A 14,506-nucleotide genomic window follows, 5' to 3' on the forward strand; every position below is an offset into this window, starting at 1 on the left:
AGCCGGCCGTGGCGACCCCGATGCCGAGGAAGACCGCGCCAGGTCCTAAGACGAAAGTGTTTCCGGCGCGCCCGCGGCGCCAGATCTACGCCATTTATTGCGCCCCGATTGCCCCAAGTGGACAAGATTTCCTGCGATTGCGGCTTTTCTTGTCCACCCAGGCTTATCCCGCCACAATAAGAGGCAAGGAGCAGATACCCGCAGTGCTGGATGAAGCCATAGAGCCCACCGACCCCCCCGTGCCGCCCGCTGCGCTGTTCGAGATCTTGGTGCGCGAGAACGCGGGCTCGCTGATGGCGTTCTTGCGCGCCGCGGTGGACGATCGCGCGGCCGCGGAAGACCTGTTCCAAGAGACCATGCTGGTCGCTTGGCAGAAAATCGGCGTCTACGACCGCAACATGCCGTTCGGCGCCTGGCTGCGGGGGATCGCTAGGAACTTGGTGCTGGCCCACTACCGCTCGGCCGTGCGCCGGGTGACGTTCTCCAACGACCAACTCGAGCACCTCGAGCTGCGGCTCTCCCAGATCGATCGGCAGCCGGGCGACTGCTTCGACGAAAGGATCGCCGCGCTCACCCTCTGCGTTGAGCGCCTGGGCCCGCTGTACCGAGAACCTGTCGAACTGCACTACCGGCAGCGTCGCTCGGCGGAGTGGATCGCCGAGCGCCTCGCGACAACCAAGACCGCCATCCAGAAGAGGCTTCAGAGGGCCCGCCTGCACCTGGCCGATTGCCTCGGGCGCAAGGGGGTCCTGCCCCAGCCGGGTCAAGCAACATGAGTCCCGACAACAACGACGCGCAGCCGAGCGACCCCGAGCGTCAAGCAGACGAGCGGCTGGTCCACGCCCTGCTGCTCCACGTGTACGACGAGCGGTCCGCCGAGCGCCGCGAGCAGAGCGTGCAGCGCGCCATACGGGCGATCGGTGGTCCGTCGCAGCCCGCGGGGCCCATCGGCCTAAGCGAAGCAAGCAGGCGCCCGGTGCGATTCCCGCCCGCGGCGCGTGGGCTTACGGCGGCCGCGGCGGTGGTGCTGGCGGCGTTCGGCTTCTGGACGATCGCCATCGGCCCCTCGTCGGCCGTTGCGTCGATCGATCAGATCATCACGGCGCTAAGCCGCGCCGGCGACCGCACGTACCACATCCGCATGCAAGTGCTTCCCGATCGGCGCGGGGGGCCCCCGCCCGGCGCCCGCCGTCCGACGCAGCAACCGGGGCTCGACGACGCCACGCTCTACCTGCGGGGCAGAGGCCAATACGTGCTCGCCCGGCGGGACCCCAACGGAGGAATGATCTTCGACGGCTTCGACGGCCGACAGAGTTGGCGCGTCGGCAAAGGCGTCGTCGCCGAGACGCGTAGGGGGCTAGGGGCGGGGGGCATCCCCCTGCCCCCGCTGATGGCCGGGGCGCCGTTCACCGATCTTCCCGGAACCCTGGAGGAGATTCGCACCAACTACACCCTCGAGCGCGAGGGCCTCGAACCGCTCCCGGGCGCCGAGCGTCCGCTGACCTACGTCCGCGCGCGGCGCAACTCGCGCTGGATCAAAGGTCCAGAGACGATCGAGATCTGGGCGGACCCCGAGACCGCGATGCCCAGCCGCATCCTGTTCGACGACGCCCAGGTTCCAGACGTCCAGGGCCCCTGCCGGATCACGCTCGACCTGGTCAGCGAGCAGCCGCTAGCGTCCGACTGGTTCGGCCCCGCGCCGCACGCCGAGAAAGCAGAGCCGAGGGAGGCAGCGCCCTCTTCTCGGTGAGGCGCGTGGCGACGCAGGTTAGCGATGGCCGGTCGCTGGCGTCTAATGTGGGCGCGTCCTTGCGTCGGCAACGACACGGTTCACGTTGCTGCGTTGCAGGATCACAAGGGTCTCCCCCGTAAACAGTCCGCCGACGTTGCCGTCTTCGCCCTTCTGATACCTGAGCCCCCCTGTTTTCGCCTCGCAAATAGCCACCTCTTCTGGGAGAATACAGCCGTGAGCGACCTCTCGGATGGGAGGCCGGGCGGGAACCGCTGCGCGCAGACCAAGGGGCAGGCGATGACAAATTGGGTGCGCAGGGTTTTGTCCCGGAGGTGTCCGATCGAGGGGAGTTTTGTCCGCGCGAGGCGTGCGATTCGTGGGCCGAGAGCCGGCTCTGCAGCGGGCGACAGCGAAAGAACGCGAGAAACCCGAGGGTTGGCCGGCCGTGGGGAGGGTTTTGTCCGATTTTTCACGCCCCGCACAGCGGACAAAAGGACAATACTCGTCGGCCCCGTCGGACCCCCACGCGGGCCGCGCCCTTGGCTGCCGGCCGCTGCGTTGGGGCGGCCGTTGATGGGGCGCGGCGGTGATAGTCTAATGAGCGTTTGCGGCCCCGTAGGGGCGTCTGCTTTCCTACCCTCCTCATCAAGATCGGATGCCAAGCATGTCGGTTTCTAAGGCAATCGTTGCGCTGGTCGCGTTGTTGGCGCTGTGTACGTTCTCCGGCGAGTCGGCGGCCCAGCCCAAGCTCAAGGCGCTGATCGTCGACGGGCAGAACAACCACGCGGTGTGGCCCAAGTCGACCATCATGATGAAGCAGTACCTGGAGGAGACGGGGCTGTTCGACGTCGACATCCAGCGCACGCGATTTACTTGGAATGCGTCACGCGAAGAGGCGTTCCTCCCGCTGGCCGGCGCGGGCGAGACGCAGGACCTGAAGAACCCGAAGACCGACCCCGACTTCAGCCCGCGTTTTGAGGACTACGACGTGGTGGTGTCCAACTTCGGCTGGAAGGCGGCCGACTGGCCCCAAGAGACCCAGCAAAGGCTAGAAGACTATGTCGCGGGGGGGGGCGGGTTTGTGTCGGTTCATGCCGCGGACAACTCGTTCCCGCAATGGAAGGAATACAACCGCATGATCGGCCTCGGGGGCTGGGGCAACCGCAACGAGAAGGACGGCCCCTACGTCTACTACACCGATGAAGGGGTGCTGGTGCGCGACGATTCGCCCGGCGGCAGCGGCGCCCACGGCCCCGCGCACTCGGTGCCTGTCACGGTGCGGGTCGACGATCACCCGATCACCCAGGGCATGCCCGACGTGTGGCTCACCACCAAGGACGAGTGCTACGCGAAGCTGCGCGGCCCGGCCGAGAACATGACGGTGCTGGCGACCGGCAAAGACATGTCGGGCAGGGCGCCCACCAAGCGTCACGAGCCGATCCTGATGGTGGTGGAGTACGGCTCCGGACGCGTGTTCCATACCACGCTGGGGCACGACGACTACTCGTGCGAGGGGGTGGGCTTCATCGTCTCCCTGACCCGCGGGGTCGAGTGGGCCGCGACGGGCAAAGTCACCCAGCCGGTGCCGGCCGATTTCCCGACCGCCGACAACGCCACCAAGCGGGCGTTCGAATTGAGAAAGTAGATTGTTCGGCGTGCTGCGTTTGGGCGCCGTCGCCCAGGCCGATCGCCTTGCGGAGCGATGCGATTGAGCTTGGCAAGGCTCCTACCGCAACGGAATCAGGAGCGGCCGCGCCGAGCCCACATTCCTACTCGGGCAACGCGAACGCAATGAAAGCGTCGCCCGCCTTGGTGCCCTGCTTACCTGCGCCGCCCGCGGCGATGACGATGAACTGCCGGCCACCCACGTCGTAGGTCGCCGGCGTGGCGTAGCCGCCTGCGGGGAGCTGCGTTTCCCAGAGCGTTTCGCCGGTTGACTTGTCGAACGCGCGGAAGCGCTCGTCTTTGGTACCCGCGATGAACACGAGGCCCCCCGCGGTGACGATCGTGCCGCCGAACGACTCGGTCCCCGTTTTCGGAACGCCGCGCGCCGTCAGCTCTGGGTACTCCCCCAGGGCGACGCGCCAAGCGATCTCGCCACGGACTAGATCCACGGCGATCAGCTCGCCCCAAGGGGGCGCCACGGCCGGGTAGCCCTCGTGATCGCGGAGCTGACGGTAGCCCCGGTGAGCGTACGGGCCGTACCGGTCGGCCCCCTCGCCCCGATCAATGAGCGTCATCACGTTCGGGCAATTGGTGACGTTCACGTACAGCAGGCCAGACGCCCGGTCGTAGGAAGCCCCCGACCAATTGGCGCCGCCGTGGAAGCCGGGCAGGACGACCGTCCCTTCGAGGCTCGGCGGTAGGAAGGGGTCGCCGTGGCGAAGGCCGGCTAGTTGATCCAGCACCGAGCGGCGGTTCTCCGGGCCGATGTTCGTCACGGTCGACTCGTCGAACCGGGTCGTTACGAGCGCCGGGGGCCTGGCCGGTATCGGTTGCGTCGGCCAAGCGGCTTCACCCGGCACGTCGGAAGCCGCCGCAGGCGTTTCGACGATGTCGAACAGCGGCCGGCCCGTCGCGCGATCGAAGACGTACACGTAGCCGGTCTTGGTCACCTGCACGGCGGCGTCGATCGAGCCGCCATCCTCGCGCGGGATAGTCACCAGATTGGGGGGCGTCGGCAGGTCGTGGTCGCACAGGTCGTGCCGCACGGTCTGGAAGTGCCAGACGCGCTCGCCCGATCGAGCGTCGAGCGCGATCGTGCAGTTGGCGAAGAGGTTCTCCCCTTTCCGGTCGCCGCCGTAGAAGTCGAACGACGCAGACCCGAGTCCGGCAAAGACGAGGCCGCGCTCGTCGTCAACCGTCAGGCCGCTCCAAGCATTGGCGCCGCCGCGGTCGCGCCAAGAATCTCCTTCCCAAGTTTCGGCGCCGAACTCCCCCGGTTGCGGCACGGTGCGGAACCGCCACGCCTCGCGGCCGGTCCGCACGTCGAAGGCGAGCACGTCTCCCGGGGCGGCGATGCCGGGCCCCTCGCCGCAAGAGCAGCCGACGATCACGGCATCGCGCCAGACGGCCGGCGCCGACGTGGGGCCGTACCCGAGTTTCGCGACGCGCTTGTTCATGCCTCGACGCAGGTCGACCATGCCGCCGGCGCCAAACGCGGGATCGAGCCGACCGGTCCGGGCGTCGACCGAGAAGAGCCGTCCATCCGCGACGCCGTGCAAGACCCGCCGCGCCCCGTTGGGGGCGCCGTCGGACCAGTAGGCGCAGCCGCGGTTTACGCCGCCCGAGGTGGGCGCATGGGGCCACGGCAGCTCGCTAGGGTCGAACCGCCAGCGCTCCTGGCCCGTCGCCGCATCAAGGGCCACGAGCACGCGATTGCCGGTGGTGACGTACATGACGCCATCAACAATGATGGGCGTGCACTCGATCGTCGGCCCGACGCCGTCCTTGGCCTCGCCCGTGTGGAAGGTCCACGCGGTTTCGAGCCGCGCCACGTTCGAGCGGTCGATCTGGTCGAGGTGCGAGTGCCGGGTCGCCGCGGCGTCGCCCCCAACGACCGGCCAGTCGGCGGCGCCAGCGGCTGTGACCCCCGAGACCAGAATTGACCAAACAACCAAGCGTCGTCTGCGGTTCATCCGTAGCCTTGTGACCAAGAGGAGTTTGACGCGTCCCAGGCAAAGCGGCCGTGCCGCCCGGCGAGTTCTTGCAACCGATAGCGTGGGTTCTGGAGACCGCCCGCCGCCGTTGGGTGACCAGGCTTAGGTTGCTCTAATCACTACCACGACTCGCGTTTAGCGTACTGTTATACTAACCGCGTCGTCTATCGACGGCTTAATGCATTCCAGCCGGGTGGATACCAATGAAGCTCCCACTGATGCGCGTATGTTTTGCGGCGGCTTTCCTGGTTGGGGTCGCTGGCGCCCGTACGGCAGCCGCGCAGGAACTGATCATCAACGGCGGATTTGACTCAGGTGACCTGACGGGGTGGGCCTTCACGCCGACCGCCGCCGCAGAGCCGACGATCGCGGGGGGAGTCTCCGCGTTCATGGGAAGCAACGCCTTCCGCGTCAACGCGGGAAGCAACCTCTCGGGCGTCGAGGCCGGCGGGACCCTGTCGCAGACAATCGCGCTGGTTGCCGGGCAGTCGTACCAGGTCTCGGCCGGGAAGCTGGCGATCGCCAGCGTCAACGGCAGCCCCAACGCCGACGGCGGCACGATCACGCTCTCGCTCGGCGGCGCCCTGCTGCACACGTTCGACGTGGGATTGCTGGCGGCAGACGAGGTGCAGACTGATTCGTACAGTGCTCCGTTCCTGGCACTAGCAACGGGGCCAGCAGAGTTCGAGCTGCTGTTCACGCGGCCCTTTCCAAACTTCGCGGTGACGCCGGCGGTGTATCACTACGCCGATGGATTGTCGGTGACGCGATTGGTTCCCGAGCCGGCGGCCGCGGCGCTGGCGGGGATCGTGGGGATTATCTGGCTCCCAACTCGGCGTCGGGCCTAGAGGGGCCCTGACGAAGGAAAATCTCCGCCGACGCGGGCCCGATGGCAGCCGCTGACCAGGCGACGATTGCCCACGGCGCTACCGCTGCGAGGATTTGTCAGATTTTTTGCCACCGATTTGCGGCAAGCCACATCTCTAGGTACTATGGCGCTACGATTGTCGCCGGCCGCGTCGAACCCATGCTCGACAAACCCGATGCAATGCTAATGGACACCATTTGAACAAGGGAAACAACTGATGCGTGCCTTTTACCTCCGACCGCATTATGCGGGACTCTTGCTGCCGCTTGCCGCGCTACTTCCGCTGCTCGCTCAGACCGCCGTCGCGGTCCCGATTAACTATGGCGACTTCTCTGGCACAACCGTCGATTACCTCGACGTGACCGAGGACTCGAGCACCGGGGACACCCTGCCGCTGTTCGGCGCCCCCAACATCTCCGGCGATTCGCTCGACTTCGACCCGGTCGGCTTTTCGGCCAACTCAGCCGGCGGCGGCGCCCCTGATCAGACCACCGGTCAGCTCGCGTTTATGATCCGCGCCAAGGCCGGCAAGGCGATCGAGAGCCTATCGCTCTCCGAGGCAGGCGACACCAGTCTGGCCCGATCGATTGTCTCGAGCGACGACGCGTCGACCAGTGTCACCGCCATCGTCTCGGTGCAGATCCTCGATGTCGACTTCCTCCCGCTCACGACCGCGATCTCTACGGGGGGGATGATGACGTTCACTCCCTCGGCGGGCGACTACCTGCTCAGCACCGACGGCGCCGGCAATCCCACCTACAACACGTCGTGGACCGGCAGCTTCTTTCTGGAGCTCGGCCCGATCCTAGCCGCCAACAGCATTACCGGCTTGGCGACCAAGGTCAGCATCTCGGTCGACAACGCCCTGACCGCCACCTCTGCGCTAAACTCCTCGGCGCTGATCGCCAAGAAGGACTTCGACGGCGTGGTGATCACGGTTAACCCTGGCCCCGACAACGTGGTCCCCGAACCGACTTCGTGCGTGCTGGCCGCCTTGGGTCTGCTGACCACGCTTGGCTGCTGCCGGCGAGGTCGCTAAGAGCGACGATCTTCATCACAATCAATCCCCCCAGCGGGGCGGCCAGGGCCGCCCCGCTTGGCGTTTCGGGCGCGGCAAAAGCGCGGCTCGGCGGCCCTTGAGCTCTCCCGGGAGCAGGCACGGCAATGACAGGTTGTCGCCGCTTCGATCGCTGTGGCCTCATTTCGTTGGTTTAGCCTACTATGAACAAGTCTAGGCTTTCCAGTAGATTCTGAACCCGAACCATGCAAATAGCTCCCCCGTCCGCAGAACCCGATCTAGCCGCTGTGCTGGTGCGTCTTGCCCGTGAACGCGGGGCGAGGGTCGAGCGCTTACGGGCCGAGAAACTGCTCGCAGAGGCGGGCGCCGCCTGGCCAGGCGACCCCCGTCTGTTGTGGATGAAATGGCTTGCCACCGGCGCCACGAGCCTGGGGCTGCGGGCCAAGGCCATGCGAATGACCGTCGACGACGCCCTGCGGCTAGCCCAGGACGGGGCGCTCGTGGTGGCTGCGTCGCAGGGGGATCAGCTCGTCAGCCTAGTGTTGGGCTTTGACGGCGGGCACGCCGAGGTGGCCGCAGAGGGCTCGAACGACAGCCGCCGACTTACCCCGACGCAGCTTACCAGCGAATTGGGCGCCCCCATCGAGCAAGAACCGGACAAGTGGGTCTGGATGGTTGTTACGGACGTCGAGTTGGGGCACGACCACGGGGGCCGGTTGCACCGCAACCCCGTCAACAGGCTGCTGGATTTGATGCGGCCGGAGCGGTCAGACATCTGGGTGGTGGTGGTCTTCGCTTTCTCCGTCGGCGTGCTGAGCCTCGCCACGCCGATCGCGGTCGAGTCGCTGGTGAATATGGTCGCGTTCGGGCGGATGCTGCAACCGCTGCTCGTGCTGTCGATCATGCTCTTCGGATTCCTAGCGTTTTCCGGGCTGCTGCGGGCGTTGCAGACGTTCGTCGTCGAGATCATCCAACAGCGACTCTTTGTCCGTGTGGCTGCGGACTTGGCCTATCGGCTCCCACGCATCAAGCCTTCGTCGCTGCATGGGGAGTACGGGCCCGAGTTGACCAACCGCTTCTTCGACGTGGTGACGCTGCAAAAGGTCGTCGCACAGCTCCTGCTTGATGGCGTAACGATCCTGCTCACCACGCTCGTCGGCATGACGGTCCTGGCGTTCTACCACCCGTTCCTACTGGGCTTCGACGTGGTGCTCTTGGCGTTGGTGACGATCGGCGTCTTCTTGATGGGCCGGGGCGCCTTCTCAACCGCCATCCAAGAATCTATCCAAAAGTACCGCTTGGCCGCATGGCTTGACGACCTCGCCCGCTGCTCCTCGGCGTTCAAGTCGTCCGGCGGCGCCGAGTTCGCGCTCGACCGCGCGAATTACCTCACCGCTGGGTACTTGGAGTGCCGTCGGGGCCACTTCAAAGTCCTCTTCCGGCAACTGCTTTTCATCTTCGGCCTGCAGGCCGTCGCCGGGACGGTGCTGCTGGGCTGCGGCGGCTGGCTGGTGATCCGCGAGCAGCTCACCCTCGGACAGTTGATCGCGGCGGAGCTGATCGTCGCGACGATCCTCAGCGCGCTCAACAAGCTGGGTAAGCACATCGAGGGATTCTGCGACCTGGTGGCGTCGGTGGACAAGCTTGGTCACCTGTTCGATCTGGAGATGGAACCTCAAGACGGCCAGCTCGCTCTAACGCCCGGCTCTGGGGTGCGTGTGCGGATCACAAGCGCATCTGACGGCTTTGACGGAGCCCGGCAAGAGGTTCGGAGCTTGGCGCTCGAGTCAGGCGAACGCGTCGCACTACTCGACCCGGCCGGCGCCGGGGGGAGTCCGCTTATCGACATGCTCTACGGCCTGAGCAAGCCCGAAGGGGGGCACGTTGAGATTGAGCACGCCGACCCACGCGACCTGCATCCCGAGACGCTCCGTACCGCGGTTGCGATGGTGCGGAGCGTCGACGTGTTCGAGGGGACATTGGCCGAGAACATCCACCTCGGCCGCCCCGACGTGAGCATGACCGACGTCCGCTGGGCCTTACAGGGGGTGCGGATGCTCGACACGGTGCTGCGCCTCCCGGAAGGGCTCGACACGCCGCTGAACGGCGCCGGCGGCCCGTTCATCCCTTCGCAATTGATGATGCTGATGCTGGCCCGCGCGGTGGTCGGCCGGCCGCGGATGGTGCTGGTAGACGGCGCCCTCGACGGGTTAGGGGACCAACAACTGGAGGTTGCAATCGATCTGCTGACCGACCCCGCCCGCGGCTGGACCCTACTGGCGACCACCGGCCGACGAACGATCGCAGAGCGGTTTGATCGCGTGATCGACCTTGCAGCCGAAGACGCTGACGCGGCCAATCTCCGGCCGACATCCAACGGGGAGGCGCCTCAGTGACCCTACCCACAAAACACCCAAAATCGCCGCCGCTGACCGAAACGGCCTACAGCGAGATCGACTTTCCGTCTCTGCGGCTCACCCGCAGCTCTCGGTTGGCGCGGCGTCTTGCGCGGTGGCTGCTCTTTTCCATTGCCGTCGCGATGATCGCGATGATTTTTGCCCCGTGGCAGCAGTCCGTCCGCGGCGACGGCTCGGTGGTCGCCTTCGACCCGGTCAACCGGACCCAGTCCGTGCAGTCGCCCGTGAAAGGGGTAATCGACGAGATCGGCGAGGGGATCTTCGAGAACGCCGAGGTGAAGAAGGGGCAGCTCGTGTATCGGATCGTCGATCAAGACCCCCAGTACCTCAGCCGGATTAATCAACAGGTCGAGAACACGAAGCAGCAGATCGTCGCCGCCCAGCAGCGGCTGGAGCGCACCGAGGACCAACTGACCGCGAACCAACAGGTCATCAAGGCCAAGCAGGACGAGCTCGCGTCTACCCGCTCCGGGCAGATAGAAGCCATGGCCGCGGCCGACGCCTACGTGCTGATGGCGGAAAACAAGCTGGCGGCCGAACGCGCGGGGCTGGTGGCAGCGGAAGGTGAGGTGTGGCAGACCGAGTTGGAGTACAACCGAAAGAAGTCGCTCAGCGAGCAAGGCTTCGAATCGGGGAAGAACTTCCAAGAAGCCGAACTCAAGTACCGCCAAGCGATGGCCAAGCTGAAGCAGGCCGAACAGTACGTCGGCGCCGCGGAGAACGAGGTCGAGGGGAAGAAGAAGGACCGTGAGTCGAAGCGGCAAGAATGGGAAGGGAAGATTAATAAGGTCGATTCGGAACTGGCCAAGAGCCAGAGCGACGTCGCCAAGAGCCGGGGCGACATCGCCAAGACCAACGAAGAGATCGGCAAGATCCAGAACGAGCTGACCAAGCTCGAAACCCAATACGCACGCCAACAGACGCAAGAGGTGCGAGCCCCCCGCGATGGCTTCATCATGCGGCTGCTTGCTTACGATCGTTCAGCGATCGTCAAGCAGGGCGACACCCTGTTCACCATCGTGCCAAAAACCGACAAGCCCGCCGTGCAGTTGTGGGTTGACGGCAACGACCAGCCGCTGATCTCCCCCGGCCGGCACGTGCGACTGCAGTTCGAGGGCTGGCCAGCCGCTCAGTTCTCCGGGTGGCCAAGCGTGGCGGTCGGAACTTTTGGGGGCGAGGTTGCTTTTGTCGATCCCACGGACGACGACATGGGAAAATTTCGGGTAGTGGTGGTCCCCGACGACCAGAGCGACCCCTGGCCCAAGTACCCGTACCTGCGGCAAGGCGTACGGGCCAAGGGATGGGTTCTGCTCAACCGCGTGCCGCTTGGTTACGAGGTCTGGCGTCGGCTGAACGGGTTCCCGCCGTCGCTGAAGTCGAGCGCCGACGCCGAAAAGGCCGACAGTTCGAAGCCTCCAAAGGTCAAAATCTAGCATAACCTCGCAGCTTAACGCCCTGCGATGCGACCTTGACGGTTGTGGCGGTCCTACTGGTGACGCCCATCACGCGCAGTCGATACCTCCAGAGGCGCCCCCCCGCACGGGACCACTGCGCCCTCCGCCGCGTGCTAGCAACGGATTGAAGTTTCGGTGTCGCCTGGCAAGTCTATCCTCGCCGTCCTAGCGCTGGCGGTCGCGGCCGTGGGCTGCCGATCGGGTAGGGCGCCGCGCGTGGTTGATTCGCCCCCGCCGCCCCCTGTTGTCGCACTGTCGCCGACGGTCGAGCTGGCCGCTTACAAGCAGACCGCCGCGGAGGCTCCCTCGGACGAGGCTCCCGAAGCGCTGCGGCTGCCGCCGATCGCCCAGCCCGATCCGGCCGGAGAGCCTGGCCCGACCGCCGAGCCAGAGCCCATCGCGGCGCCGGAAACGCTGCCAAACCCCGCCGCGCGGCCCCTGGAACTGGGGCAGGTCATTAGCTCGGTCCGAAGCTCGTTCCCGCTGATCCAGCAGGCGGCCGCCGGGCGGGTGATCGCCTCGGGCGAAACGCTCTCGGCCTCGGGGGCGTTCGATCACAAACTGGACGCCGACAGCGTGTCGCAGCCGCTCGACTTCTACAAGAACTACCGCAACGGCATCGGCGTCAAACGGGACACCACCTGGGGGGGCCAGACGTTCGCCGGCTACCGCATCGGCCGCGGCGAGTTCGAGCCGTGGTACTTGGAACGCGAGACCAACAAGGGGGGCGAGTTCAAGCTCGGCTTTATGGCGCCGATCGGTCGTGACCGCTGGATCGATGAGAACCGCTCTGCGCTGTGGCAGGCGCAGCTCGAACAACGACGCGTTGAGCCGGAGATCCTCGCACAAGTGATCTTCTCCGTGCGAGAGGGGAGCGTCGCGTACTGGGGATGGGTAGCGGCGGGGGCCAATTACCGCATCGCCGAGGGGCTGCTTCAGCTCGCCGAGGAGCGCAACCAAGGCCTCGAAGCCCAGGTTGAGGCGCAGGAAAAGGCGCCGATCGACCTGGTCGACAACCGCCGCATCATCGTTTCGCGCGAGGCCAAACAGATCGATGCCCGCCGTAAGCTCGAGCAGTCCGCGGTCAAGCTTTCGCTCTACTACCGCGCGGCGGACGGCGCCCCGCTGGTCGCAGACGACGCGTTGCTGCCCGCGGCGTTCCCGGAGGTTCCCCGGGTCGATCCAGGGAACGACCCGCTCCCACTGACGCCCGGCGATACGGAGCTGGCGCTGCGGCAGCGGCCCGAGCTGGTTGAGCTTCAGACCGTCCGCCAGCAGCTCAACGTCGCGCTCAGGCAGGCCAACAACGAGACGTGGCCCGACCTCGACGCCGGGCTGATCTCTTCGCAAGACGTGGGCGAGCCTACCAGCTCGAAGCGCGACAAGTCGCAGCTCAAGCTCGAGGCGGTCGTCACCATGTCGGTCCCGCTCGAGCGGCGCAAGGCGCTCGGCAAGATCCGCAGCCTGCAGGGCAAGCTCGCCCAAGTAGCCGCCAAGAACCGCTACGCTTCCGACAAGATCGTGGCCGAAGTACAAGTCGCCCGCGCCGCGCTCAAAGCGGCCAGCGAGCGTGTGGTGCGCGCAACCGAGAGCTTCGAGCTGGCGGGCAAGATGCAACAGGCAGAGCGGGAGCTGTTCTCCAACGGGCAGAGCACGCTCTTCAACCTGAACATCCGCGAGCAACAAGCCGCAGAGGCGGCCGCCGACCGGGTCGACGCGCTCTTGGAGTACTACATCGCTCGCGCCGATTACGCCGCGGCGTTGGGGGAAGACGCCCCCGCATTGTAGGGGCCGCCGCTGGCGGTCCCTGGCCCGTTGCCCTCGCCCGACGAGGGGGGCTCGGCGGCATCCCACGGCCGCCTGGCGGACAGGAGACGCGGAACCTTCTGTCAGGTCCGGGGTTAGAGACCGGTGCGCTGCGCGCGTGGGCCACGACCCCATGGCAATCTAGGGGGTTTAGCAAAGGCGAAGCGGGCGGCGCAAGAGGTCGCGTTTTCTTCTCAAACCGGATAAGGATCGATGCCATGCGAGGCGCCCCGAGGTTGATCTTTGCGTTGGCGTGTTGTCTGGCGGCTACGGCCGTCGACACGGTGGTTGGGCAGGACTGGCCCCAGTGGCGGGGCGCCAACCGGGACGCCCGGGCGACGGGGATCGCAACGCCGACGGAGTGGCCCGAGCAACTGACTAAGAAGTGGAGCATTCCGGTCGGTGTCGGCGTGGCTTCGCCGTCGCTGGTGGGAGACAAGCTGTACGTCTTTGCCCGGCAGGAAGGCAACGAGATCCTCCGCTGCCTGGACGCTGCAACGGGAGACGAGATCTGGAAGGTCGAGAACGAGGCGACCGCGATCCGTGGTCCCGCCGCCGGCTTCGACGGGCCCCGCTCCTCTCCCACCGTGGCAGACGGGAAGGTGGTCATACTCGGGGCCCAGGGGCTGCTCACGTGCCTCGACGCAGCCACCGGGGCCTCGATCTGGAGTAACGACGACAACGTGGGCAACGTGCCCCGGTTTGCGACCTCCAGTTCCCCGATCGTGCTCGACGGGCTAGTAATCACCGAATTTGGCGAGGACCGAGAGGGGGGCATCGCGGCCTACGACCTTAGCACCGGCAAAGAGAGTTGGAAGTGGACCGACAGCGGCGCCTCGTACGGCTCGTCTGTCCAGATGACCATCGATGGCGTCGAGGCCATCGTCGCCCCGATGTCTGACAAGCTGGTTGTGCTCGCCGCTGCAGACGGCAAGGTGCTGTGGCAGATGCCCTACACGCAGGGGCGATACAACGCGGCCACGCCGATCGTCAGCGACGGAACTCTCATCGTCGCCGGTCCGAATAGCGGCATGACCGCCTTAGAGCTCACCAAGCAGGGAGACGAAGTCACCGAGGACCAGGCCTGGAAAAACTCCGACAACACCGTCATCTACAACACTCCCGTGCTTAAGGACGGGAAGTTGTACGGCATCTCCAACCTCAACAGCCTCTTCTGCATCAATGTTGAGGGGGGCCAGACCGCTTGGAACGCGCCGCTCGGCGGAGACGCCCCGGCGCGGCCTCAGGCCCCGCCTGCCGAAGCGGGGCAGCAAGAACAGGGCCGGCGTGGCGGGGGCGGCCGCGGCGGACGACGCGGCGGCGGCGGAGGCGGGGGCTACGGCTCAGTTGTCGATGTCGGCGGGGCGCTGCTCGCGCTCATCCCGAGCGGCCAGCTAACCGTGTTCGCCCCGGGCGACGAGTACACCGCAATCGCTACCTACAAGGTGGCCGACGCCGGGGCCTACGCCTATCCCGTCCCATCCAAGCACGGCTTGTTCATCAAGGACCAAGAATCGGTTACGCTCTGGGCGACCCACTAGCGCAAGCCGCG

General features: G+C 66.2%; 10 protein-coding genes. 9 read left to right on the forward strand and 1 reads right to left on the reverse strand.

The features are described 5' to 3' along the window. Positions 1-239 precede the first annotated feature (239 nt). From Pla175_RS15355 to Pla175_RS15365, 3 genes are all read left to right on the forward strand, one after another. Positions 240-776 carry an RNA polymerase sigma factor gene (locus tag Pla175_RS15355; protein WP_197526878.1) on the forward strand — a complete coding sequence of 179 codons (537 nt, stop codon included), beginning with the start codon at positions 240-242 and terminating at the stop codon, positions 774-776. Further along, positions 773-1,750: a hypothetical protein gene (locus Pla175_RS15360; RefSeq protein ID WP_145286790.1), complete on the forward strand. Its 978-nt coding sequence runs from the start codon at positions 773-775 to the stop codon at positions 1,748-1,750. The genes Pla175_RS15355 and Pla175_RS15360 overlap by 4 nt, the downstream gene beginning before the upstream one ends. Before the next feature lie 646 nt (positions 1,751-2,396). Continuing rightward, positions 2,397-3,377, forward strand: a complete 981-nt coding sequence (locus Pla175_RS15365; protein ID WP_145286795.1) for a ThuA domain-containing protein — start codon at positions 2,397-2,399, stop codon at positions 3,375-3,377. Between the two features lie 124 nt (positions 3,378-3,501). On the opposite strand, the gene Pla175_RS15370 is transcribed toward Pla175_RS15365, so the two are convergent. Beyond that, positions 3,502-5,370: a pyrroloquinoline quinone-dependent dehydrogenase gene (locus tag Pla175_RS15370; protein ID WP_145286800.1), complete on the reverse strand. Its 1,869-nt coding sequence runs from the start codon at positions 5,368-5,370 to the stop codon at positions 3,502-3,504. A 224-nt stretch (positions 5,371-5,594) separates the two neighbouring features. Here Pla175_RS15370 and Pla175_RS15375 point away from each other — a divergent pair, with 224 nt between their 5' ends. From Pla175_RS15375 to Pla175_RS15400, 6 genes are all read left to right on the forward strand, one after another. Further along, positions 5,595-6,239: a hypothetical protein gene (locus Pla175_RS15375; protein WP_145286803.1), complete on the forward strand. Its 645-nt coding sequence runs from the start codon at positions 5,595-5,597 to the stop codon at positions 6,237-6,239. Between the two features lie 237 nt (positions 6,240-6,476). Continuing rightward, positions 6,477-7,298, forward strand: coding sequence for a hypothetical protein (locus tag Pla175_RS15380; protein ID WP_145286806.1), 822 nt, complete (start codon positions 6,477-6,479; stop codon positions 7,296-7,298). Between the two features lie 224 nt (positions 7,299-7,522). Next, positions 7,523-9,673 (forward strand): peptidase domain-containing ABC transporter, encoded by a 2,151-nt coding sequence (locus tag Pla175_RS15385; protein ID WP_145286809.1) that lies wholly within the window; start codon positions 7,523-7,525, stop codon positions 9,671-9,673. Then, a complete protein-coding gene (locus Pla175_RS15390; RefSeq protein ID WP_145286813.1) occupies positions 9,670-11,127 on the forward strand; it encodes an HlyD family secretion protein in 1,458 nt (485 codons plus the stop codon). Before Pla175_RS15385 ends, Pla175_RS15390 begins: the two co-directional genes overlap by 4 nt. 156 nt (positions 11,128-11,283) lie before the next feature. Further along, complete coding sequence (locus Pla175_RS15395) at positions 11,284-12,936, forward strand: TolC family protein (protein ID WP_145286816.1); 1,653 nt, start codon at positions 11,284-11,286, stop codon at positions 12,934-12,936. 236 nt (positions 12,937-13,172) lie between these two features. After that, the gene (locus tag Pla175_RS15400) at positions 13,173-14,495 is read left to right on the forward strand and encodes a PQQ-binding-like beta-propeller repeat protein (protein ID WP_145286819.1); all 1,323 of its coding nucleotides are present in this window, start codon (positions 13,173-13,175) and stop codon (positions 14,493-14,495) included. The last annotated feature ends 11 nt before the right edge of the window (positions 14,496-14,506 follow it).

This window comes from Pirellulimonas nuda (assembly GCF_007750855.1).
Taxonomy (GTDB): Bacteria; Planctomycetota; Planctomycetia; order Pirellulales; family Lacipirellulaceae; genus Pirellulimonas; species Pirellulimonas nuda.